This is a genomic window from Bacillus cereus (genome assembly GCF_002564555.1).
Taxonomy (GTDB): Bacteria; Bacillota; Bacilli; order Bacillales; family Bacillaceae_G; genus Bacillus_A; species Bacillus_A cereus_K.
The window spans coordinates 414350-439812 of record NZ_NUVD01000104.1 but is presented as its reverse complement, the minus strand read 5'-3'; the positions used below and the strand labels follow the sequence as shown (position 1 = coordinate 439812).

Below are 25463 nucleotides of genomic sequence, written 5' to 3'. Positions count from 1 at the left end.
CTAAAAGAAGACTATTTCTTAGTAAGTTGAGAAATAGTCTTCTTTTATTGTTTATATGTTGTTTTATTTTGTTAATTTGTTGTTTTTACAATTAGTTAACAAATTAACAACATTGTGTTAATAATGTACCCGTACAATATGAATTAGGAGGTGGCAAGAATGCAAATAAAACTATCAAAAGCTGTGTTCTTTTTACTACCAGTTGGAATACCTCTAATCTTGTTTTGGATTATTCCGAATTTCATTAGTTTAGGTATTAGTTTTACTGATTGGGATTTTATGACGAATGATTTTAACTTTGTTGGTTTAGAAAACTATTTTAATTTATTTACACAAGATTCTTTTATGCAAGCATTGCTCAATACGTTTTATTTCGGAATTGGAACAGTCATTCCAACAATTGCATTGGGCTTAGGTTTCGCATTATTCTTCCGAAAAAAATTCAAAGGTTCCGCATTGTACCAATTAATGATCTTTTCACCATGGGTAACGCCAACAATAGCTGTATCCATTGTGTGGTCACTCTTATATGAACCTCAATTTGGAGTTATTAATAAAGTTCTAAACTTTTTCGGAATACCAGGTTTGGACTGGCTTCAAAGTAGTAAAACAGCGATGTTAGCAGTCATTATAATGACAGTTTGGAAATTAGTTGGTTGGACGATGATCTTCTATATCGGCGCATTAGAAAAAGTTCCAGATAGTTTATATGAAGCAGCTAGTATTGATGGAGCAAATTCATGGCAGAAATTTCGATATGTAACACTGCCAATGGTTTCATCAACAACTTTCTTCTTAGTTGTCGTTAATACAATTTCTTCGGTGCAGGCTTACGATCAAATAAAAATTTTAACACAAGGTGGGCCTAGTGGTTCAACGCGTACGTTACTGTATTTATTCTTCCAACAAGGGTTTGAACAGTTTGATATGGGATCTGCAACGGCAATCGCATTTATCATACTAATCATTACAATTTTACTATCTGTTATTAACAAAATAATAGGTGATAAGTGGGTGAACTATTAAGGTGAATAATATGAAAAAAGGTCCATTAATCGTAAAGCATCTCTTTTTAGCATTATCAAGTATACTATTTGTTTTTCCGTTCATATGGATGGTACTTGGTTCGTTTAAAACATCTAGTGAAGTATTACAAGGGGGATTTTGGCCTAAAGAATTTCACTGGGAAAATTATCAGCAAGTATTAGACATACTACCATTTAACACATATTTATTTAATAGTTTTTATACATCTTTCATCATTACAATATATGTGCTTGTTTCATCTGCACTGTTTGCTTATATGTTGGCATTTTACAAGTTTAAAGGTAAAAATATTACATTTAGTGTCGTGATGGCAACCTATATGATCCCTGGAGCTGTATCATATGTTCCTGTATATGTAATGTTAGGGAAATTCGGGCTACTTGATTCACATTTTGGATACATGATTTCTATGGCTGTTAGTGTATTCGGTATTTTCTATTTAAAACAATCGTTCCACAAAGTTGGTTTTGAAATAGTAGAAGCAGCCAAAATTGATGGAGCAAGTGATTGGCGTATTCTTTGGAAGATTATCTTTCCAATGACACGATCATCATTTGTAACACTAGGATTGGTCACATTTATTGGTAATTATAATAATTACATGTGGCCAGCTCTTATATTGAAAGATAATACGCAAAAGTTAATTACGAATGGAATTGCTGATTATTTCATTAATAGTTCCTTAGGGCGAGATTGGTCACACATTATGGTTGCAAGTACAATCGCAACAGTTCCGCTCTTAATCGTATTTTTGATTCTGCAAAAATGGTTCTTATCTGGTGTTACTGATTCAGGAATAAAGGGGTAAATAAATATTAAAGGAGATTTGTGGGATGAAAAAACTATTCATGCTTCTAACAGTTATAACATTGTTTGTTAGTGCACTTGCGGGTTGTTCAGGCGGAAAAGGAAGTACGGTTAAAGCGAGTAAAGAAGGGGAGAAGGTTGTTGTTCCATTCATTAATGGAGTAGGGGGCTCTCTTGCAGATAGTGTAGATAAGATTGTGGAAGAATACAATAAAAGTCAGGACAAATATGTAGTGAAAACGACAAAAGCAGGTAGCTACGATGAGTCATATCAAAAGCTACAAAGTGGATTTGCAGCGAATAACCAAGAAGCAATTGCATTACTAGGTTCAGATGTCATTCAAGAATATGCTAAAAAACAGTTAATCGTACCTATAGATGAATATGTTAAAAATGATACTAATTTCAAAAAAGAAGATTATGGGAAAGGGTTTATGGAGCAAGCAACAATTGACAATAAGTTATATGGCATTCCGTTTTACGGTACAACGCAAATTTTTTATTACAATAAAAAAGCATTAGCGGAGAATGGCTTTACAAAAGATGATTTAAAGACGTGGGAAGGTGTAGAAAAGGTAGCAAAAACAGTCGCAAAACGTGGTGAAAATGGAAATGTGACATATGCGGGCTGGATGCCAATGTGGGGAACTTCCAATTTAATTGATGCGGTTCGCAGTGCTGGTGGAAACGTATTAAGCGAAGATGGTACAAAAGTATTAATTAACGATGACACTTGGGTTTCGGTATGGGAGAAATTCCGTACATGGCTACATGAAGATAAAATTATGAAAATACATTCAGGTGGTACTGGATGGGAATATTGGGATAAAACTGTAATTGATTTAGTTGAAGGTAGGACATTAGGATTTACAGGATCATCTGGTGATCAAGGATTTGTTTTTAAATCATTAGGAAAAGGAATGACGGAAGAAGAACGCCTTAACACATTTGAAGCATTACCTCAGCCTGCTTGGGGTAATAATAAACCAGCACCAAAACTAGAAACATATTTGTTCACATTAACGAGAAATATTGATCCAGAAGTAGCAAAAGGCGCGTATGACTTTATGAAGTTTGCGACAAGTACGGAGAAAACGGCTGAATGGTCCATGGCTACAGGATATATCCCTGTTCGCAACAATGTAACAGAGTATGGTCCATATGCTGAATTCGTTAAAAAACAACCACAAGCATTAGTTCCATTAGAACAAGCTAACAATTATGGAGTGGGACCATTTGTAGATCCAACGGGCGGTAAAATTAATGACGCCTTAAATGTAGCGAAAGATAAAGTAGAAATTGAAGGAGTTCCAACGAAAAAAGCATTAGATGAAGCAGCTAAAGTTGCGCAAGAAGAGTTAGATAAAGTTCTGAAAAAGAAGAAGTAATATTACCAACATGAGGTGCTTTTGAACGAAGGAAGTGCCTCTAAAATTCCTTTATTAAAACGTAAAAAGGTGTGAGAACGATGATCGAAATAACAAGTACGATAACACTCTCTCCATTCGTAAAAAATAAACATTGTTTCCAAATGGATGAAACTGATATTACAAACTTTACATTAACGATTGATCAAGGGGACAGCCGGAAAATCCCGCTATTATTAATCTTGCGAGACCCTAACGGTTATGTACGTATACAATATCAAACGCCAGTTGCAAATGAAAAACTAGTCGTTTCGAAAGATTCAATATTTTGTTCTGCGGGTTGTATTGGAGGAGAAATACAGTCAGGTAATTGGGAATTAGAAGTTGTCTATATTCCTCATTGTGCAAAGAAAGCAGTAAAATTTACTGGAGAAAAAGTTGACTACACAGTAAATATAGTAGTGAATGATCAATTGGAACGAAAGTATAATAGAGAGCACTTTTGTAAAGGAAATGTTTTTATCGATGATGACCGTTTTAATAAGGTAATAAATGAAGAACATCGATGGTACAAAGGAGAATTTCATGAGCACACAGATTTAACAGACGGCGAGATAGATGATGAACTTGGAATGACAGTATGTGAAAAACAAGAATTAGATTTTTTATATGCGACAGAGCATAATATTGTAATGCCGTCGTATCAAAAAGGAAACACATTAATTATACCATCTATGGAACTTACAACGCCTTACGGTCATTACAACATATTCGGGATAAAGGAATACGTTGATTTTACAAAGTATGTAGATGAATCGTTTAGCGCGGAAACAATGGATGAACTATTTGCTTTCTTGAAAGAAAAAGGGTACCTAATGAGTGTGAATCATCCGTTTATGAAGCCTTGGGCGAACCAAGTGAATATTAACTTAGAAAATGTTCATACGATGGAAATTATGTGTGATCCAACTTATAAAAAAAGTAAATCATCCACTTTAGAAGCTTTACGTTGTTTCGATCAAATGTGGTCAAACGGTCTTAAAATCTGGGGAATAGGAGGAAGTGATTCTCATTTACATCCGTCTAAAACATTCCCAGGATCAAAAGACCCATCCATTTATGGTGACCCAGGAACGTATGTATTATGTAACGGTTTATCTATTAAGAATTTGAACGGTGCAATCCAAAAAGGAAGAATTTATTTCACTCGATTTAGAAAATTAGTGATAGACATTCAAAACGAAGGTCAAACGATTTATGTTGGTGATGAGGCTAAAGGAAATATTATTTACAACATTTCTACTGATAAACCGTGTGAGTGGAGACTAATAATAAATGGGCAAATAATTGAACAAAAATCTGGCAGCAACGTAACTTTTGCATTCTCCTTAAATGAAGGAGCGTATGCTAGGGTTGAGGGATGGGAAGAGGACGAATTAGTAGCGTTTATTAATCCTATTCATAATAAAGTTGAGAATAAAAATATGAAAACATGGAATGAAGTTATAGGGGGAATAAAAGGTGAATAAAGCAATTATTTTTGATAAAGATGGAACATTAATACAGTTAGATTCAGTTTGGTACAAAATTGTGCATCGTGTGTTAGATGATATATTTCAAACGTATCCAAATGAAAAAAGTAAACGAGATGATTACTTATCGATTATTGGTATGAATGATAACGATTTTGAGAGTACGAGTTTACTAGCATGTCGCACAAATTACTTTATTGCGGCTGCATGGTATTCGTTGTTAGAAAATCAACATGTAGATAAAGAGAATTTCATTCATAATGTATGTCTTCTATTCAAAAAGTACTCTACAGCAGACGATCTTGTATTTACAGAAGTGGAAGGTGCAAAGGAAACGTTACGATATTTAAAAGACAATGAATATATTATTGGGGTTGTTACGGCAGACGATGTTGATGCAGCTATTCATTCTCTGAAAATGACTGAGTTATATGATTACGTAGATTTTTTAGGTGCAGATGACGGTGTGAATAGAACAAAACCTGAAAGTGATTTTTATCATATGTTTAAAGAACAATTTTCACTAACTGAAGAAGATGTGCTTATGGTAGGTGATACATTAACAGACGTTACATTTGCGAGAAATAGTAACATTAAAGTAGTGGGCGTCTTATCGGGTGCGAGTAGGAAAGAAGATTTAGAAGGAAAAGCAGATTATATTTTAGACAGTATGAAGGATATTTCGAAGGTTTTATAATTCATGTCATCATAATTTTTAACAATATCTATAAATATAGCTCGAATTCTAGGAGGATATTATGGCTCAACTATCATTCAAAAACATTTACAAAAAATATGATCATGATGTGACAATCGTAAAAGATTTTAACCTAGAAGTAAATGATGGAGAATTTATTGTTTTGGTAGGCCCTTCAGGGTGTGGGAAATCTACAACATTACGTATGATTGCTGGACTTGAAGAGATTTCAGAAGGCGACTTTTATATTGACGGAAAGCGTGTAAATGATATTTCGCCGAAAGATAGAGATATCGCAATGGTGTTTCAAAATTATGCACTTTATCCGCATATGAGTGTTTATGAAAATATGGCATTTGGATTAAAACTACGAAAATATAGTAAAGAAGAAATTGACCAGCGTGTGCAACATGCAGCAAAAATTCTTGGGCTTGAGCAGTATTTAAGCCGAAAACCAAAGGCACTGTCAGGTGGACAGCGCCAGCGTGTTGCCTTGGGCCGAGCGATTGTTCGAAATGCAAAGGTATTTTTAATGGACGAGCCTTTATCAAATTTAGATGCAAAGCTACGTGTTCAAATGCGTGCTGAGATTACAAAATTACACAAGCAGCTGCAAACAACAACTGTGTATGTCACACACGATCAAATAGAAGCGATGACGATGGCAACTCGACTTGTTGTGTTAAAAGATGGTATTGTACAACAAGTCGGTACACCGAAAGAAGTGTATGACAATCCTGAGAATGTATTTGTCGGAGGATTCATTGGCTCCCCTGGAATGAATTTTTTCAAAGGGGTATTAACAGATAACACGCTTATGATTGATAAGTGGAAAATTGAAGTGCCAGAAGAGAAGATGAATAATTTGCGAAACAAGGGCTATACGAATAAAGAAATCATAATAGGAATACGTCCAGAAGACTTTTGTTATGGAGAAGCAATCGAGGCTTTACCGTACAACGCAAAAGTATCGGTATCTATTGATGTAGCAGAATTAATGGGGGCAGAAACATATCTATATTCCAACTTAAATGGACAATCTTTTGTAGCTCGTGTAGACACTTCTTTAGATGTGCAAAGCCAATCAAATATAGAGCTTGGTTTAAACATGGACAAAGTTCATTATTTCGATTCAGAAACTGAGAAACGAATTGTTTTATCCCGCATTAACGGGCAGTAAAACTCCCATCTTAAAGTTCGGCTGGAGCAAAGACACTGCCCATAAACGTCCGATTGGTGAAGGCTAATAATCAGTGGGGATGAACAAAAAACACTGATTAAAGTTTCACTTTATAGATAACAATTAAGGTAATTATATTTTTAAAGCTTTTTAATTAAATGAATAGTAACAGGGCCGATTATCCACTACAGGAAATCGGCTTTTTTTATATAAAAGATCGTTTAGCGTACGAAAAACGATCTTTGTTGGCAGTGCTTCATCGCTATCAAGTTGAAATTTTATAATGCCCCAAAACGAAAAATTATATCTTTATAGTGAATGAACCCCCTGTGATTTAAATAATTAGTAGTGTATTTTAGGTATTTATAAAAAATATTATTTCGACCCCCATAAAATTATTTCTTCCTTCGAATATATATTAAGGAAGAGAAATAATCATGGAAAAGCCTATTAAAAGGTACTATGACCTATGCTGGTTTGTAGCTCGTTTCTGATGGGAAAAGCAATTTCACACAAGATATATTAGAAAAAAGCGACAGAAGACTTAGGGGAATCCGAAAGACAAAACTGTAATTACCAAAAATATAGTGAAGAGTTATTCAAAGATTACAGCTAAAATAGAAATAGAGCAAGAAAAACAAGCGGACGTTATTGCGAAAGAAAATAAGAAAGTAGATCAACATATAGACTTAACTCTAGCGCCAACAGAAAAGAATAATCATTAAGAAACAGTGAAAAAAGTCGGTCGTGAAAAATATGAGAAATAGCAATAAGACAAGTCTAAAGAACAGTACTAAGAAGATGTGGTTAAATGGTCACTTATTTAGTGACCATTTTGCTATTTGAAGTAGAAGGAGGCAGGGAGATTACTAGTGTTGAGTTTAGTAATGAAGATCTTAAAAAAAACGAAAATAGAAGATATCGTATTTAACATACAAAACAACGAAGAAGATAAGGAAGCTTTTATCGTACAGTATCAACCTTTTATTAGAAAATCAATATCGTCTGTCTGTCGCCGATATATTACGGAACAGGATGATGAATATAGTATAGGCTTGTTTGCGTTTAACGAAGCAATTGAACAGTATTCATATAAAAAAGGAAAATCTTTTTTAGCGTTTGCTGATCTTCTTATAAAAAGAGATGTAATTGACTATATACGCAAGGAGTCTAAGTATAATCTTGTCTTTTTAAAAGAAGATAAGCAAGAGGAAATGTTAGAAATGCAAGTATCGCTTACGGAGTATATGAAAGAGATGGAAAATAGTAACCGTAAGGAAGAAATTCTTCATTTTCAAAGTGTGCTAGCTGAGTTTAAAATCACATTTTCAGAGCTTGCTAAAGAATCTCCTAAGCATCGTGATACGCGTGAACACTTAGTAGAAATTGTAAAGATTATTATAAAAGAAGAGGAAATGATGGAAGAGCTATTTCGAAAGAAAAAGTTACCGCTTAAACATATTGAACCGCGTGTTAGGGTAAGTCGTAAAACGTTGGAGCGGCATAGAAAATACATCATTGCAATGTGTATTATCTTTGCAAACAACTATACATATATTCTGGATTATATAAGAGGGGGACAGCATGATGAGTAGAGGGATTGTGATGGATATAAAAAAACATAGTGTAGTTGTTTTAACTCCAAGTGGAGAGTTTATTGCGTTTAAAAGAAAAGCACATTCTTACATGATTGGAGAGGAAATCTCGTTTAATGAACAAAAGCAAAGAGCACCTCGTTTTTCAATCCCTTCTTTCTTAAAGCCTGCATCGTTACTTTTTGCTTGTTTTCTATGTGTGTTGCTTTTTTTCTACAACCAACCGGAAGAAAAAGTATTTGCTTATGTCTCAGTTGATATAAATCCGAGTTTAGAGGTGAGCGTAACAAAGGATCTTCGTGTTATAGATTTGCGAGCTTGTAATGATGATGGAAAGCGCATTTTAAAAGAAATGAAACGGTGGGAAAATAAACACCTGCAAGACGTAATACGTACTATTATAAAGCAGAGTCAAGAGGATAAGTACTTAACGAATGATAAGCAAGTTTTGCTAACAGCTGTTACAAAGGAAAAGTCAATAGAACCACAGTTGGAAAAAGCTATGCAAGAATTAAAGAAAGAGTATGAGATAAAACATGTTACAGTCGAATATCAAAACAGTACGATGCAAATGCGAGAGAATGCTAAGAAAGCAGGAATTGGCACAGGTGTTTATATAAAGCAAGAGAATGAGAAGGGAAAATCGCTTATTCCTCCTGCACCATCGTCTGATCAGGAGGGACACGATGGGGAGATACAAACGCAACCAAAGCAATCTCCTGATGCATCATTGGATTTGTCTCCTGTAAAAGAAGAAAAATATGAGAAGCAGGAGCATATAGAACAAAAGCAATCTAAGAAACAGCAACCGAAGCAAATAAAAGAAAATAATGGAAACCAACAAGAAAACAACGGAAGAGGGTCACAGCAAGGAAATAATGGACATCAGCAAGAGAACAACGGTAGAGGGCCTCAACAAGGAAATAATGGACACCAACAAGAAAACAACGGTAGAGGGCCACAGCAAGGAAATAATGGACACCAGCAAGAAAACAACGGTAGAGGGCCTCAACAAGAAAATAATGGAAACCAACAAGAAAACAACGGTAGAGGGCCACAGCAAGGAAATAATGGACACCAGCAAGAAAACAACGGTAGAGGGCCACAGCAAGGAAATAATGGACACCAGCAAGAAAATAACGGTAGAGGGCCTCAACAAGGAAATAATGGAAACCAACAAGAAAATAACGGTAGAGGGCCTCAACAAGGAAATAACGGACATCAGCAAGAAAACAACGGTAGAGGTCCTCAGCAAGGAAATAATGGACACCAGCAAGAAAACAACAGTAGGGGGTCACAGCAAGGAAATAATGGAAACCAGCAAGAAAATAACGGTAGAGGATATAACCAAGGAAATAAAGAGTCACAGTAAGAAAATATAGGTAATATAAACGGAAATAACGGGCCTAAACATGAGGGGAGAAATGTTCCTACCATATAACATCAAGGGGATGGAAAGAAAAATCCGTAGAATATTGAGGATGTTTAGGACCCCCTTGAGTTTCAGACAGAAGAGTTTTTTAAAATTTTTTTGAAATGACGGACACAAAATCGTATATCATTTCGAATTATATATATGGATATCATTAATATTTACATAAAAGGGGAGAAATAAATATGAAAGAAATGTATGAAGAAATCACTGAAGTATTAAAGGTATTGGCGCATCCTGTCCGTTTATCTTTAGTAAAAATAATGATTGAAAAAGGCCCTACTAATGTAACAACAATGTATGAAACATTACAAATGCCCCAAAGTACAATTAGTCAACATTTATCAAAACTAAAAGCTACTAAAATCGTTACGGGTACTCGGAAAGGTTTAGAAATTTATTATGAGGTAACTGACAATCGTACAAAAGCGATATTAGCAAGTTTGGATTAAATGCTAACTTTAATGAAAAAACGTGCCATTCTTTCTGTGGAATTCATAGGAAAGGATGGCGTTTTTTGTATGTCAATTTCTGTGTTTTATGAAATAGATTCAGTTCCAGTAAAATCAGTTGCAATGAGTGAACATTACTTTCATTTATGCATGTTATTTGTTTTTTATTGTTTGGGGAAACTAGTTATTGTTAGTTTTGTGACAAGGAGGGACTAATAATACAAAAGAAAATATAATTGCGTAAACGTAATAAAAAGTCAAGACCTTATTTACATACGAATTGTTACATTGAGGATGTCGAAAACAGCCTATGGAGGAATAACAATGACGAATCTGCGTAAAAAGATAATGGGGTTAACATTAGCAGGAACAGTAACATTAGGTTTATTAGTTACAGGAAGCATGTTTAACGATAACAGGGTCGAAGCTAAGGGAGAAAAAGGAAGGCGACAACCGAAAAATGTAATTATGATGGTTATGGATGGAACTAGCTCTTCAGCTACAACTTTAGCTCGCTGGTATAAAGGGGCACCGCTTGCATTAGATCAAATTGTAACAGGGGGCGTTCGCACGTATTCGGCTGAATCCGCTATTACAGATTCAGCGCCAGCAGCTACAGCATTAGCCACAGGGAATAAATCAAATTCAGGATATGTAGGCGTATTACCTTCTATTGTAAATTCACCTGGTTTAAAGCAAATTAAAGAAGAGGACAAGTTACGGCCAATTGCCAACGTTTTAGAAGGGGCAAAACGTTCTGGCCGTGCAACTGGAATTGTTGCTACATCTGAAATTCAGCATGCTACCCCAGCGGGTTTTTCGGCGCACCATGCGAACCGTAAACATTTTGAAGTGCTTGCGAAGCAGCAAGTGTATCAAAATATAGATGTCGTATTAGGCGGGGGGAAAGCATCACTTTTGCCTGTGAAAAGCAATGGAATCCGTAAAGATAACGAAGATTTAGTGAAAGTGATTCAAGACAAAGGATACGACTTTGTTGAAACAAATGATGCATTATTGAATTCTAAATCTGATAAAATTTGGGGAGCTTTCTCTCATACAGCTCTTGTGTTCGATATGGATCGAGAAATAATCAATCCAGAACAACCAACACTTTCTCAAATGACGGAAAAAGCAATTCATACATTATCAAAAGATAAAGATGGCTTCTTTTTATTTATAGAAGGTAGCAAGCCGGATTGGGCAGCTCATACGAATGATCCAATTGGGATGATTAGTGATGTGTTGGCATTTGATGATGCGGTAGCAAAGGCGTTACAATTTGCAAAAAAAGACGGAGATACACTGCTCATTGCTGTAGCTGACCATGGTAATAGTGGTATTTCTATTGGGAACATCAATACAACAAAAGAGTATAAGACGACACCGGTAGCTGCTTACATAGATCCACTGAAAAAGGCAAAGATGACACTTGAAGGTGCTACAAATAAACTAAAAGGTGATTTATCTAATGTAGAAGAGATCGCTGCACTATATGGTTTGGGTGATCTAACTAACGTTGAAAAAGAAAAGTTAAAAGCAATTCAAAAGAAAAATGATGTAGGTCCAATACTTACTACATTATTGGCTAACCGTACTAACATCGGTTTTACGACAGGAGGGCATACGGGTGAGGATGTATTTTTATACTCTTATGGACCTCAAAAACCAAAAGGTTTAGTCCAAAATACGGACATTGCGAAGACAATGGCGAAAGCAATGGGTTTTAACTTAGAAGAATTAACAAATAAATTATTTGTAGAGAGTAAATCAGCCTTTAAGAGAATGGGTGCAACTGTAACGATTGACAAAACGAATGTTATAAACCCTGTGCTTGTAGTAAAGCATAATAAAGTAGAAGCTCAATTATTTGTTAATAAAAATATAATTCGCATCAATGGTAAAGAGTATGAATTAGGAAGTGTTGTTGTAGAAAGTAATGGAAAGGTTTATGTACCAGAAGAAGCGATTCATTTATTTAAAAAGTATTCTCATTAAAAAATTGCCAATCACTTATTCCAGCTAAGCTAAGCGATTGGCAATTTTTTGTTTTGCCGCAAAGCTTTCTAGATGAGAATACACGCTAGAAAAAATATTAAAGAGAATCATAGCGTATTAAATATACTTTCTGTAAGTTAAAAAAGAGATTTTTGCTGTATATAAAATTTATTATATCTACACTTAACACCTACTACTAATAGTATGCTATAATATGAATTAGCAACAAAAAGAAAGGAATTAGAAAAAATGACCGTACAAAATACTAAAAATTTAAAAAAACAAGTTGCTCCTTTTGAAAAATCAACGATTAAAAAAAGTGTGTGGCAACTTATCAACACAATCGTGCCATTTATTATTTTATGGTACCTTGCTTATAAAAGTTTATCTGTTTCTTATTGGTTATCATTAGTTCCATCTCTTTTAGCCGCTGGATTTATGACAAGGATTTTCATTATTTTTCATGATTGCACCCATTATTCATTTTTTAAAAGTCGTCGTGCAAATAGAATAGTTGGGACATGTATGGGGGTATTAACTTTATTCCCGTTTGATCAATGGGGGCATGAGCATTCCATTCATCATGCTACAAGTGGTAATTTGGATAAGCGAGGTACAGGAGATATTTGGACGCTTACAGTGAATGAATATTTAGCAGCGCCATTTAGACGCCGTTTAGCATATCGTTTATATCGCAACCCATTTGTTATGTTCGGGTTAGGTCCGATTTATGTTTTCCTGCTTAAAAATAGATTTAACCGAAAAGGTGCTAGAAAGAAAGAACGTATGAACACTTATTTGACGAATATTTTAATCGTTGCTTTAGTAGGGCTGCTTTGCTGGGCAATCGGATGGCAATCATTTCTTTTAGTACATGGTTCCATATTCTTAATAGCAGGTTCAATAGGTATTTGGCTGTTTTACGTACAGCACACATTCGAGGACTCTTATTTTGAAGAAGATAAAGAGTGGGAATATGTGAAAGCGGCAGTGGAAGGAAGTTCTTTTTATAAACTTCCAAAAATCCTGCAATTTCTAACTGGTAATATTGGATTTCATCATGTTCACCATTTAAGTCCAAGAGTACCTAACTATAAATTAGAAGAGGCACACAATAATACGCTTCCTTTAAAAAATGTACCAACGATTACTCTTGCTACAAGCTTGCGGTCACTCCGTTTCCGACTTTGGGATGAGAAAAGTAACAATTTTGTTAGCTTTAAAGACCTCAAAAACTTACTGAAAAACAATGTTTATATTCGAGTGAAATCTGAACTATAATTTCATCATATATACAAGACGCCCCTTAATCATTTTTGATTTAAGGGACGTTTTTGTTTAAAGAATGGACGCCTAATCCTGATAAGGAATGAACGAAAGCACCCTCTATTTCTCCCAAAGCTCAATCAGTCGACCTTCAGGATCCTTAATCCAAATAAACTTTCCAAATTCACTAATCTCTTCTTTCTTTTCAAGAGGTACACCAATATTCTCAAGATGCTGAATAGTCTCGTTTAGATTATGTACTTGGAAATTTAACATCACTTGTTGTTCTGTTGGAAAATAAGTGTCATCTTCAGTGAAGAAAGAAAAGATAGTTTCATTTCCTAATTGTGGTTTAATTACAGTCCCATTCCAATTGTCTATTTCAATTTTCAACACTTCACTGTACCATTTCTTAACAGCATCAATATTTTTAGTTCTCCAAAATATTCCTCCGAAACCTTTTATCATCGTAGATAACTCCTGTCTATTTTTAAATTTTTAAGCAATATATACTCAATATATCAAAACAGTAATAGTAAGGAAAATTATTAACTTATAAACAGTAAAAAATCACAATTGTTAGTAATGTAGTTTTAACTACATTAACAATACCGACATCATCTTTCGCAGAATTTGAAAAGCAATATTCCAACTGGTATAAACAACCCTTCCGATAGTATAGAAAAAACAGGGGAACTGTTCCTAGGGAAATGAATGAGGGAACGATAAAAAGATAATAGAACAAGCGTCAATGATAAAAGACCGCACATGAAGTAAAAGTAATGTGCGGTCTTTTATGTATAGATATTGCATTACATAGTTTTGCTAATTTTAGTTTCTGTTTGAGTCTTAGCAGCGATCCTTTTCTTAACCTTAAAGTGATAGTAAGTGTAGCAAAAGATAATAAATGGTACAGTGCAATAGATTCCTAGTCTTTGATCTGGGATAAAGATAAGACTTATTAAGATAATGCCGTACAATCCAAAACCAAGAATTGGTACAAGAGGGTAAAGTGGAGTTTTGAATTTTAAGTCTTCTAATTTTCCACCCTCTGCTAAATAATGTTTACGGAAAAAGAATTGAGAAACACAAATTGACATCCAAACAATGATTGTAATGACTCCGGAAATTGAAATAAGCCATAAGTAAACCGTTTCAGCAGCTACAACGCTTGTCAAAAGTGAAAAAGCAGAAATAGCGATCGTTAAGATTAAAGCGTTTAAAGGTATTCCTCGTGATGATAATTTCTTTAAAAAGGCTGGAGCCATTTCGTGTTGTGATAACGACCAAAGCATTCGAGTTGCGGCGTATAGTCCTGAATTTGCGACAGAAAGAACAGCAGTAAGAATAACAAAGTTCATAATATCAGCTGCATATGGAATACCCATATTATCAAAAACAGCAACAAACGGACTCTTTGTTAATCCTGCTTCTTCCCATGGAATTAAAGCCACGAGAACAAAGATTGCTAAGACGAAGAAAAACATCGTGCGCCATATAATATTTCTAATAGAACGAGGTAGAGTCTTCGCTGGATCTTCACTTTCACCTGCTGCGATTCCAACAAGTTCTGTACCTTGGAAGGAATAATTGACTGTAACCATTGTTAATAGGATAGCGGCAAGTCCATTTGGGAATAAACCACCATGATTTACGAAATTTGAAAATAGCGGAGCTGGTTCGTCTCCTTTTAAGTCAATAAAACCGAACATAGCGGCGCCGCCAAGGATAATAAAAGCAATAATGGCAGATACTTTAATACTTGAAAACCAAAATTCTGTTTCTGCATAACTACGAGCAGATAATGCGTTAATAGTGAATATCGTAACACCAAATATTAAACACCAAACCCAGACGGGAATATCAGGAAACCAGCGCTGCATTGTAATGCCAGCAGTTGTAAATTCAAGTCCGGTCGTGTTTGCCCAGCTTAACCAATATAACCATCCGATTGTAAACCCAGTTGCAGGGTTAATAAACTTGGTTGCATATTCCTGGAAAGAACCTGAAACAGGCATTGCTACAGCAAGCTCACCAAGACATAGCATAACAAGATACATTAATAATCCACCGGCCATAAAGGCAAGTACAGATCCACCAGGTCCAGCTTGACTTATAATATAACCAGATCCGTTAAATAACCCCGTTCCAATCACACCACCGAGTGCAATCATGAATAAATGTCTACTTTTCATCGTGCGCTTTAATTCATTGTTTGTATTGTTTACTTGCGTCATTGTTTTCCTCACTTTCATAATTGGTAGTATGAGAATTGATGTTTTTCCGTATTATGGAATGTATTCCGTGATGTGAAATCTTGTTATAATTTTCAGATAATTAAGAAGAAAAGTCAATATTTTTTTGTTTGCGTTTTCAAAGTATTAAAAGTGTATCTTTTGTTTATTTAGAAAATTTAATAAATTAATTGATTTTAGTTTAAATTTTTGTTAAATTGATAGTTAATTAAGCGTACTAACATATTACAAGTAAAGTTGAGGCGGGTTATGGTACAGTCCATTGATCGAGCGATAAGTATTATTAAGCTATTGAATTCTACAAATGAAAAAGAGTATTGGGCTATTTCTGATATAGCTGATGGAACACATCTTCCGGTTAGTACAGTACATAGGTTACTGAACTCTCTAATGGAGCATGGATTGGTTACACAAATTTCAGAAACAAAACAGTATAAAATTGGACCAATGTGGATGGAAATAGGATTACGTCAATTGGAGAAGGTAGACTACAGATCTGTTGCAAGAGAAGTGATGAAGCGTGTGGCCTCTGAAGTTGAAGAAAGTGTTTATTTGAACATTCCAAATGGAACACATTCTATTATCATTGAAAGAATTGATAGTCCTTTAAAAATTCGAGTTATCGATAACTTAGGGGAACAGATTCCGCTTTCCATTGGCGCCGCAAATAAAACGATGCTTGCGAATATGAAAACGAATGAAATGGAATACATTGTAGACCACTTACTTTCTTCTTTACCAGAACAAAAGCAAATTCTTCTTGATCAAATAAAGCAAATAAAAATCGAAGGATATGCTGTGAGTTATGGTGAAAAAACAGAAGGGACAGCGTCAGTAGCTGCACCTATTATCGGGTTTAATCATAAAGTAGTAGGAGCATTAAGTGTTGGGTTAATTAGTCATCGTATTAATGATGAGCGACTATCTTTTCTTATTCGTAAGGTAAAACAAGCGGCTCATGAAATATCAATAAAAATCGGCAGTACATCAGAATTATAATTTTGATAGCTGTCGTCATTTTTTATTCATATATTGGAATTGATTTTCATAATGTGGAAAAATAGGGGGATTTATAATGTCAAAGTGGCAATCAAAAGAACAGTTGGTGCAATTATTAAGCAATCTTGTTGAAATTCCTAGTATTACAGGTTCAGAAGCTGAAGTTATTTTGCCAGACTTTGTTGTAGAACAATTATCTGACTTACATTACTTCAAAGAAAATCCACATCATTTACAAAAAAATCCGACAGGGGATGGACGATATTTTGTTACAGCCCTAGTAAAGAAAAGTGATAGTACGAAAAATACCGTAATTCTTGTTAGTCACTTTGATGTTGTAGATGTACAAGATTATGGAGTGTGGAAAGAAGATGCATTTAACCCTAAAAAGTTAACATCTATGTTTTATTCTCATAAAGATGAACTACCAGATCATGTACGAGAAGATATAGAACAAGGAGATTGGCTATTTGGTAGGGGAACAATGGATATGAAATGTGGTCTAGCTTTACAAATGGCGATGATTGAGCAAGCTTGTGAAGGAAGATTTGATGGGAATGTCCTTTTATTAGCTGTTCCAGATGAAGAAGTGAACTCTGTAGGGATGAGAGCTGCTGTTCCAAGATTATTAGATTTAGCAAGAGAACATGACTTAGATTATAAAACAGTCCTAAATTCAGAGCCTATGTTTTCACGACATCCTGGTGACCAAAATAAGTATATTTATACTGGTTCTATTGGTAAAGTGTTACCTGGTTTTCTTTGCTACGGAAAAGAGACACATGTAGGTGAACCTTTTGCAGGCTTAAATGGGAGTTATATGGCTTCATTAATAACAGCAGAATTAGAGTTAAACACAGACCTTTGTGATATTGTAGAAGGGGAAGCGAGTCCTCCGCCAACTAACTTACTTCAAAGGGACTTAAAGGAGGATTATTCTGTACAAATTCCGCATCGTGCAGTCACATTATTTAATTTGTTTTTATTAGAAAAATCAATGACGGATGTCGTTTCGTTGTTACGTCAAAAGGTAACGAAAGTAGCAGAGAAAATCGAAGAGTCGTATGAGAAGCATGCATATCGTTTTTCTAAATATAATCCATTCATACCACCTAACCTCAAAGTAAATGTATTAACGTATGAAGAGCTTATCGCTTATGCAATTGAACAACATGGGAAAGAGAAACTAGATGAAATTCAATCTACTATTATAAAAAATAGAGAAGATAAAGATGATCGTGCGGTAACGATTGATTTAGTAGATAAACTAGCTATTTTATGTAAAGAAAAAGCACCGATGATTGTGCTATTCTTTGCACCGCCGTACTACCCAGCTGTAAGTTCACGCAACAACCCTTTAATTAAAGAAGTAGTTGAAGAAATGGAACAGTATGCTCACTATAACCATAGCACTACATTTGAAAATCAAAATTATTTTGGAGGAATTTCAGATTTAAGCTATGTGGGTCTGCAGTATCCACTAGATTCAATGAGTTCTCTTGTAGACAATATGCCATTATGGGATAAAGGTTATTCGATTCCACTTCAGGAATTAGAGGAGTTTGATGTTCCAGTATTAAATATGGGGCCAGTAGGAAAAGATGCACATCAATGGACAGAACGTCTCGACGTAAATTACGCATTTGAAACACTATTAGATATGTTACCGATATGCATTGAAAAATTACTTGTTCCTAATAAAATTAAACAGTCATAGTAAGGCCTATATATGAGGAGAAGGATCAAAACTGTAAAGTTCTGTTATGTAGTTACTTAACCCAATATAGGATGTTCTACTGGTAATAGGGGAAATATAAAACTAGAAGCTAAAAAGAAGATGTAAGTAGAAATGGAAAGAGTTATTTTAATATAACAAAAACAAAACGGACAAACTCAATTACTTATGAGTTTGTCCGTTTATCTTTTAGTAACAACGGGGGAGTATGTAAACCAAATGTGTATATAGTCAAAAACGATTTAAAGTTAGTTTTTATTTTTCACTTTGATTAGACAGTTCAACAGACTTTTGCGTACAACGCTGCATAGCGGAAATAATTGCTGTTCGTAAGCCTTTTTCCTCTAATGTTGCTACAGCTTCTATTGTTGTTCCGCCTGGAGAACAAACCATATCTTTCAATGCACCTGGATGTATTCCGGTTTCCAGTACCATTTTTGCAGAGCCTAATACAGCTTGAGCTGCGAATTTATATGCTTGATTTCTTGGCATACCATCTAGTACAGCAGCATCTGCCATCGCTTCTATAATCATATATACATAAGCTGGTGAAGAACCACTTACAGAAGTTACAACATCCATTAGTTTTTCGCTTACGATCTCTGTTTGACCAAAACTATTAAAAATGTTTAGTACATCCTCTAAATCTTTTTCTGTCACCATTTCATTTGGACATAATGCAGACATTCCTTCTCCAACAAGAGCAGGAGTATTAGGCATTACTCTTACAACCTTTACCTTTTTACCAAAGGAATCTTCAGTACTTTTAATACTTTTCCCTGCGGCGATCGTTACGATGATAACGTCGTTTTTTATCACTTCTTTTATTTCGTTAATTACTGTTGAGTAAAGGTCAGGTTTGATTGATAAAATTAAAATATCGGCATTTTTAGCTACTTCATTGTTATCAGTAGTTGTAGTTAGCCCATACTTTTCACTAGCATTTTTTAAACTTGTAGTGTTTAAATCTGAACATATGATTTTATTTGAAGACACTATATTTTTGTTTAGCATCCCGCCAATGATAGCCATCCCCATATTTCCGCATCCGATGAATCCAATTTGTTTGTCCATAATAACTTGATCTTGCTCCTTTTATAATAAATTATATCAGTTGGATATTGATATTCTAAAATAATAATATCCTTTTCGTGCAATATAAAGAAACATTCTAAGAGAATATACTCCTTTTTGCAATACAAAAAGATAAAAATCAATTATATAAGTGTTTTAGCTAAGAGATATTTAGAAAGTTTTATGTTTATGAAAAAGAGAATAGATACAGTAATATTCACTTTTTCTAGATGTGATGATGTTCATCCAGTATGTTCATAATTTCATACACGAAACTTGTCGTACTACTTATTTTTCAAAATACTACTTGACACAAAATCAAACTATATCGCATAATATAAAAAAATTAAACCGAAAATCGTTGAAGGGAAATAGTACATATGTCTTCTTGCGAAAGAGAGTGGAATTCACCGGCTGAAAGATTCCTCGTATAGAATATATCGAACCTATCCCTGAGTCTTAAATGAAAGTTTAGGCGTTCGCCTGCGTTATAGGCGCCAAGTGGATATCTATGTATATCAATTAAGGTGGTACCGCGGAACAATGACCGTTTCGTCCTTTTTATTTTATTAAGGGCGAAGCGGTCATTTTTATTTTGCTCTTTAATAGGCTAGGTGCAGCGCTGATAAGAATAGAAATCGCTGCAAGCTGCATGAATAAAAGTGTAATTTTAAAAAAACTTTGATTTTAGACTTGGGGGATACAAAAGTGAAAAAACAGCGAATTGTTGTAAAGATTGGGAGCAGTTCTTTGGCAGCTAGTCATGGAGACATTTCTCAAGAACAACTTTCAGATCATGTTGCCGCATTGGCTCGATTGAAAGAGGAAGGGCACGAAGTTTTGTTAATTACATCTGGGGCTGTCGCTGCAGGCTTTTCTGCTTTAGGATATCCGAGCAGACCTGTGACAATTAAAGGGAAACAGGCTGCTGCAGCTGTCGGACAAAGTTTATTAATGCAGGCGTACACGGAGGAATTCCGTAAATATGGTATCGTTACTGCACAACTTTTACTAACGAGAAGTGATTTTTCTAGAAAAGAACAATACAGTAATGCGTACGCCACTTTAGGAGAGTTACTAAACCGTTCCGCTCTTCCTATCATCAATGAAAATGATTCCATTTCTTTAGAGGAGCTGACGTTTGGTGATAATGATATGCTATCAGCTTTAGTAAGCGGACTTGTGTCGGCAGATATGCTCATGATTTTTACCGATGTGAACGGTTTGTATGATCAAAATCCTCAGAAAAATGCGGATGCGAAAAAATATTATTTCCTTCCTGAAGTTACAGAAGAAATTGCTGCTCTTGCAGGAGATGCTGGCTCAAAACTTGGGACTGGCGGTATGAAATCAAAAATCGATGCTGCAAAAACGGCACTATCTCTTGGTGTGAGTGTATTTATCGGAACAGGACATGGACAGGAGAAGTTTTTAGATGTGTTGAAGGGAAAAGGTGATGGGACGTATATCGGGAATGCGCCTCAAAAAGTGATTAAGATGAACAAGCAATGGATAGCATTGCATTCGATTATTAGCGGACAAATTGAAATAGATGCCGGGGCAGCTACTGCTATCATTCAGCATGGAAAGAGTCTTCTTCCTGCTGGTGTTACGAATGTTTCAGGATTTTTCAAAGTGGGCGAAGTTGTGGAGGTAATCACGCAACAAGGGCGTGTAATAGGAAAAGGGCAATGCACATATAGTGCAGAGGAATTAAGGGATTTAAAAGGTATGCAGAGTCAAGATATTCAAGCAAGAGGTGAAAGGCATAGTTATGAAGTCATTCATAGGGATCATTGGGTTGCACTTTAAGAATTAGATTGTAGAGCCTTACTAGAGTTAAACATCTCTCGAATTGTATACTGATTAACCTTTAAAAAGGAGGAAATGAAAATGAATGAAGTGTTAGCAAAAGGTAAAAGAGCAAAAGAAATTGCTAGAGAACTTGTGCTTAAATCTACAGATCAAAAAAACGAAGCACTTGCCGCAATTGCGAATCAATTGATAGTAGAAATAGCTTATATTTTAGAGGAAAACAAACGAGACATCGAAGAAGGTAAGGCAAAAGGATTTTCTGATTCTCTCCTTGATCGCCTTATGCTGAACGAGCAGCGTATTATTGATATGGCTGAGGGGATTAAGCAGCTAATTGATTTACGTGATCCTGCCCAAGAATGTGTAAGTGCATGGGAACGACCAAATGGACTATCTATTCAGGAGATGCGCGTACCACTTGGTGTTGTCGGAATGATATACGAGGCAAGACCGAATGTAACTGTGGATGCTGCTACAATTTGTTTGAAAACAGGAAACGCAGTAATATTGCGTGGTAGTTCTTCTGCTATTCATTCTAATAAAGCGATCGTTGCTGTAATTCACCGAGCGCTCAAACAAACAAGCTTACCGCCAGAAAGCGTACAGCTTATAGAAGATACAACGCGAGATAGCGCAAAGCAGTTGTTTACATTAAATGACTATTTGGATGTTCTGATCCCAAGAGGTGGCAAGCAGTTAATAGATACGGTAGTAAGAGAAGCGTCTGTTCCAGTACTTGAAACAGGTGCAGGAAATTGTCATGTTTTTATTGATGAAACAGCGGATAAACAAATGGCATTTGATATTATTATAAACGCAAAAACACAGCGTCCATCTGTATGTAATGCAATTGAAACGATTTTACTTCATGAAAATTGGGCGCAGCAATTTGGTAGCGAATTGTTTTCTTCCTTGAAGGAAAGAGGCGTGGAGATACGTGGTGATAAGAACGCATTAGCAATGGATTCTTCTATTATACTTGCTACAGAAGAAGACTGGGAAACAGAGTTTTTATCTCTCACTTTAGCAGTGAAAGTGGTTTCTTCTGTTGAAGAAGCGATTTATCACATAAATACGTATGGATCTATGCATTCCGAAGCGATTATTACAGAGAACGAGGAAAATGTCAGCAAATTTTTCACTTCTGTTGATGCGGCAGCACTTTATCATAATGCATCAACTCGTTTTACAGATGGATTTGAATTTGGATTCGGAGCAGAAATTGGTATCAGTACACAAAAGCTACACGCAAGGGGACCAATGGGGCTTCCTGCATTGACTTCCACAAAATATGTGATTCGTGGAAATGGACAGATTCGAAAATAAGAATGATAAAAGAAGAAGTAATAATGTGAAGACACCCAATTTAGTTTGGGTGTCTTTTGTTATGAAAACGAAGCTAGTATTTATTTACCACACAAAAAGCCCTACAAGCATAGCGCTTAATAAAGAAACAGCCATCCCGCTCACAAGAAGTTTCCAAACATTTTTACCGATTATTGCTGATTTTTCCCCGCCAAATAATGAATTGAAAGTTCCGTAAATCATACCTACTGTACTAAAGTTAGCAAAAGAAGCTAGAAACGTTGTTGCAACGGCAATCGTATGAGGGTGTAAAGACTTTAAATTTGATTTTAAATCCATCATGGCAACAAATTCATTCGTTGTTATTTTGATCCCCATTAATTCAGCTACATACATAGCATCTTTTCCTGATAAACCGAGTAAAAAAGCGAAGGGACTAAAGATAATGGAGAAGATTTTTTGAATTGTTAAACCTGTTACAAAAAAGCCTAAAATACCATTTAAACATGCTGTTAATGCTACATAACCAATTACCATCGCTAAAATAACGATAACCATATTCATCCCGACTAACATACTGTTTGAAATAGTAGAAAAGAAATCTTTTTTTTCATGTTTTGAAGGTGAATAAATAACATCTTCTTCTTTCGTAACTTCTACAGGGTTTAAAACATTGGCTAAAATTAATGCGTTAATACAGTTTAAAGGAATAGCACTGAAAATATATGTTGCTGGAACCATTGATAGATAAGCGCCAAGAATGGATCCGCTGACGCTACTCATACTCATAATTCCAAAAGTCAACAAACGATTTTCTTTTAACACAGATAATTGATCACGAACAACCGCAAGTGCTTCCGTGTTTCCTAAAAACATCATTTGAATGGAAAAGAAGCTTTCTAACTTTGGTAAACGAGAAATCTTTGAAATAACTGCACCTACTTTATCAATTATCCAAGTTAAGATTCCGAAATAAGAAAGAATATCGAAAAAAGTAATAACAAAAATGATAGGAAGTAACGCACTAAAGAAGAAATCAATGTGTTGATTTTCCATAGCTGAAGGAAATGCAAATCGAATACCTTCATTTGCACATGATAATAGCCAACTGAAAAATGACGCAATTTTATTAATGATAATACTGCCGAGCTTCGTGCCTAACATAAACCATGTAATAAAAAGCTCCAATATGATAAGAATAACGATTGGTCTCCATTTTATTTGTTTTTTATTAGGCGAACATAGGAAAACGAATAATATTACAATGAAAATTCCTAACATATTTAATATAAAATGCATGTCAACAACTCCTTGAGGTTTATTATTCGTATATAAAAAAGCTCCTATTCTTCCTAATTTAGAACATGACCAGAAGTAAGGAGGCAATTCATGCAGTAATATTTTTTAGTAAATAAGTTTTTGTATCTAAACAAATTGACCATTAGATAAGAACCCCTCCTGTTTTCCTAGCCAGAAGGGGTTCTTACCTTGTATAAAAGGAGCATATTGAATCATTACCAAATCGTTGTTTCCTGTAAAAGAATTTTTATATTAAAAATAAAGTGTTACTAAATTCGCGCAATAAGAGAAACTTTATAAATTTTTCTAATCTATTAACTGTCTCCATTTTTAAATTGCTTAGGTGAAATTCCAGTATGTTTTTTAAAGATCTTTGTAAAATGACTTTGGTCGTGAAAATTTAAAAGTGTAGAAATTTCGGATATAGAATGTTTCGTATAGGTCATTAACTTTTTTGACTCATCTACCTTAGCACGCTGAATATATTCGTTTAGTGAAATTCCAACTTCTTTTTTGAAAAGGGAAGATAGATAACTGGGATTTAATGTAACTATTTTTGCAAGAGTGGGTAGTGTAATATCATCATAAAGATGAGTGAATATATAATTTTGGCATTCATTTATTGGTTTAGAATGTTTTTTCATAGTCCCATTTTTGACACGTTCTGAAAACTCAAGTAAAGCATTTTCCAAAAAAGGGGAAATAGCTTCATTTTTATTTATTTCTTCGAGTTTTTGTATAAATAAATCACTAAGAGTATATGCGATTTCAGGGAATAGTCCGCCATCTATAGCAGCTCTAGTTGCAAGTGTAATGGCTGCAATGGCGGAGTTCTTTTGGCTTCGAAGGTGACTCGTCTTTGATAACACCCCAAGTTCTCCTGATTCAGGTAATCTCCTTAGATTTTTAAGTAAATCATCCTTTTTCCCTTGCTTAATACACTCAAATATTTTTCTTTCAGCTATTGGATCGATATGAGTTAATGTACTTTGACGTTGCTCCGATATATGTATATCAGGTTGTTCAATTTCAAATTCAACATTTTTTACCAGCATGTTTTTTTGCAGAATATCCGCAATGTCTAATTGTTTCTGGTACAGCATGTAATAAAGTACCAAACTCATATTTAAAAAACTCAAATTACTTAATACGGGTAGAGAACGATAATATCGAATCATTTCATCTTTGCCTATTTTTAGTTGAAGATCATTAACGATCCCTTTAATTGACGTTTCTGATAGCCTGGAATAAAGGACTGGTCCAACAATGATATTCCCACTAAGTTGGTTGTTCAAACGTAAGTTAATTGAGAAGAAATTTTCGAGAAAAGCGGTTTCTTCTAGTACCGGAAAAGTATAGGGCGGATTTTCCCTAAATAATTGAGTAAGAAACTGCTCTTTTGAAGAATAGAAAGGGTTATGTTGAAAATTGTGAGAGATTTCAAATGCTAAATCTCCTTTGTTATCAATAAAAAAGATAGGTGTTTTATGTATGTCAAAGACTAGCTTACAAATATAATATAAATCTTCTAGTTTGGAGCAATTCATTTTTTTACCTCTATTCTTTAAAAATCAGCCAAATTTTTTACAAGTATTCTAAAAAATATAC

General features: G+C 34.8%; 20 protein-coding genes and 1 other annotated feature. Of the genes, 15 read left to right on the top strand and 5 right to left on the bottom strand.

The annotated features are described in order from the left end of the window. The first annotated feature begins 159 nt into the window (after positions 1–159). From COI75_RS25870 to COI75_RS25820, 11 genes are all read left to right on the top strand, one after another. The gene (locus tag COI75_RS25870) at positions 160–1026 is read left to right on the top strand and encodes a carbohydrate ABC transporter permease (RefSeq protein WP_001165981.1); all 867 of its coding nucleotides are present in this window, start codon (positions 160–162) and stop codon (positions 1024–1026) included. 10 nt (positions 1027–1036) lie between these two features. Then, on the top strand, positions 1037–1855 hold the full coding sequence (locus COI75_RS25865; RefSeq protein WP_000715649.1) for a carbohydrate ABC transporter permease: 819 nt from the start codon (positions 1037–1039) through the stop codon (positions 1853–1855). A gap of 25 nt (positions 1856–1880) precedes the next feature. Next, positions 1881–3242 carry an extracellular solute-binding protein gene (locus COI75_RS25860; protein ID WP_000732668.1) on the top strand — a complete coding sequence of 454 codons (1362 nt, stop codon included), beginning with the start codon at positions 1881–1883 and terminating at the stop codon, positions 3240–3242. An 80-nt stretch (positions 3243–3322) separates the two neighbouring features. Beyond that, positions 3323–4750: a CehA/McbA family metallohydrolase gene (locus COI75_RS25855; protein ID WP_000570212.1), complete on the top strand. Its 1428-nt coding sequence runs from the start codon at positions 3323–3325 to the stop codon at positions 4748–4750. Further along, a complete protein-coding gene (locus COI75_RS25850; RefSeq protein WP_001030210.1) occupies positions 4743–5450 on the top strand; it encodes an HAD family hydrolase in 708 nt (235 codons plus the stop codon). The genes COI75_RS25855 and COI75_RS25850 overlap by 8 nt, the downstream gene beginning before the upstream one ends. A gap of 61 nt (positions 5451–5511) precedes the next feature. Beyond that, positions 5512–6630 carry an ABC transporter ATP-binding protein gene (locus COI75_RS25845; protein ID WP_000057926.1) on the top strand — a complete coding sequence of 373 codons (1119 nt, stop codon included), beginning with the start codon at positions 5512–5514 and terminating at the stop codon, positions 6628–6630. A gap of 872 nt (positions 6631–7502) precedes the next feature. Continuing rightward, positions 7503–8225: an RNA polymerase sigma factor SigI gene (gene sigI, locus COI75_RS25840; protein ID WP_002095566.1), complete on the top strand. Its 723-nt coding sequence runs from the start codon at positions 7503–7505 to the stop codon at positions 8223–8225. Further along, positions 8218–9597: an anti-sigma-I factor RsgI family protein gene (locus tag COI75_RS25835; RefSeq protein WP_430794632.1), complete on the top strand. Its 1380-nt coding sequence runs from the start codon at positions 8218–8220 to the stop codon at positions 9595–9597. Before sigI ends, COI75_RS25835 begins: the two co-directional genes overlap by 8 nt. Before the next feature lie 245 nt (positions 9598–9842). Further along, positions 9843–10109, top strand: a complete 267-nt coding sequence (locus COI75_RS25830; RefSeq protein ID WP_000661860.1) for an ArsR/SmtB family transcription factor — start codon at positions 9843–9845, stop codon at positions 10107–10109. A 324-nt stretch (positions 10110–10433) separates the two neighbouring features. Continuing rightward, the gene (locus COI75_RS25825; RefSeq protein WP_000183420.1) at positions 10434–12107 is read left to right on the top strand and encodes an alkaline phosphatase; all 1674 of its coding nucleotides are present in this window, start codon (positions 10434–10436) and stop codon (positions 12105–12107) included. A gap of 249 nt (positions 12108–12356) precedes the next feature. Continuing rightward, a complete protein-coding gene (locus COI75_RS25820) occupies positions 12357–13388 on the top strand; it encodes a fatty acid desaturase (RefSeq protein WP_000218069.1) in 1032 nt (343 codons plus the stop codon). A gap of 105 nt (positions 13389–13493) precedes the next feature. On the opposite strand, the gene COI75_RS25815 is transcribed toward COI75_RS25820, so the two are convergent. Further along, positions 13494–13841 carry a VOC family protein gene (locus COI75_RS25815; RefSeq protein ID WP_000589577.1) on the bottom strand — a complete coding sequence of 116 codons (348 nt, stop codon included), beginning with the start codon at positions 13839–13841 and terminating at the stop codon, positions 13494–13496. A 344-nt stretch (positions 13842–14185) separates the two neighbouring features. Beyond that, on the bottom strand, positions 14186–15610 hold the full coding sequence (locus COI75_RS25810; RefSeq protein WP_000195521.1) for an amino acid permease: 1425 nt from the start codon (positions 15608–15610) through the stop codon (positions 14186–14188). A 267-nt stretch (positions 15611–15877) separates the two neighbouring features. Between COI75_RS25810 and COI75_RS25800 the strand changes: the two genes are divergently transcribed. Next, on the top strand, positions 15878–16627 hold the full coding sequence (locus COI75_RS25800) for an IclR family transcriptional regulator (RefSeq protein ID WP_000250757.1): 750 nt from the start codon (positions 15878–15880) through the stop codon (positions 16625–16627). A 76-nt stretch (positions 16628–16703) separates the two neighbouring features. Beyond that, a complete protein-coding gene (locus tag COI75_RS25795) occupies positions 16704–18344 on the top strand; it encodes a M20/M25/M40 family metallo-hydrolase (RefSeq protein ID WP_000049562.1) in 1641 nt (546 codons plus the stop codon). 273 nt (positions 18345–18617) lie between these two features. On the opposite strand, the gene proC is transcribed toward COI75_RS25795, so the two are convergent. After that, positions 18618–19436 (bottom strand): pyrroline-5-carboxylate reductase, encoded by an 819-nt coding sequence (proC, locus tag COI75_RS25790; protein WP_000360714.1) that lies wholly within the window; start codon positions 19434–19436, stop codon positions 18618–18620. Positions 19437–19788: 352 nt separating this feature from the next. Beyond that, positions 19789–19999 (top strand) — a binding site (T-box leader). Positions 20000–20144: 145 nt separating this feature from the next. On the opposite strand from proC, the gene proB reads away from it, so the two are divergent. Together proB and COI75_RS25775 are read left to right on the top strand one after the other, a co-directional pair. After that, on the top strand, positions 20145–21248 hold the full coding sequence (gene proB / locus COI75_RS25780) for a glutamate 5-kinase (RefSeq protein WP_000744707.1): 1104 nt from the start codon (positions 20145–20147) through the stop codon (positions 21246–21248). An 81-nt stretch (positions 21249–21329) separates the two neighbouring features. After that, positions 21330–22577: a glutamate-5-semialdehyde dehydrogenase gene (locus tag COI75_RS25775; protein ID WP_001006652.1), complete on the top strand. Its 1248-nt coding sequence runs from the start codon at positions 21330–21332 to the stop codon at positions 22575–22577. Positions 22578–22661: 84 nt separating this feature from the next. Here the strand turns inward: COI75_RS25775 and COI75_RS25770 are convergent, their stop codons facing one another. Then, on the bottom strand, positions 22662–23855 hold the full coding sequence (locus COI75_RS25770; protein ID WP_000545476.1) for a NupC/NupG family nucleoside CNT transporter: 1194 nt from the start codon (positions 23853–23855) through the stop codon (positions 22662–22664). A 314-nt stretch (positions 23856–24169) separates the two neighbouring features. Further along, a complete protein-coding gene (locus COI75_RS25765) occupies positions 24170–25402 on the bottom strand; it encodes a helix-turn-helix domain-containing protein (protein ID WP_000995834.1) in 1233 nt (410 codons plus the stop codon). Positions 25403–25463: the final 61 nt, after the last annotated feature.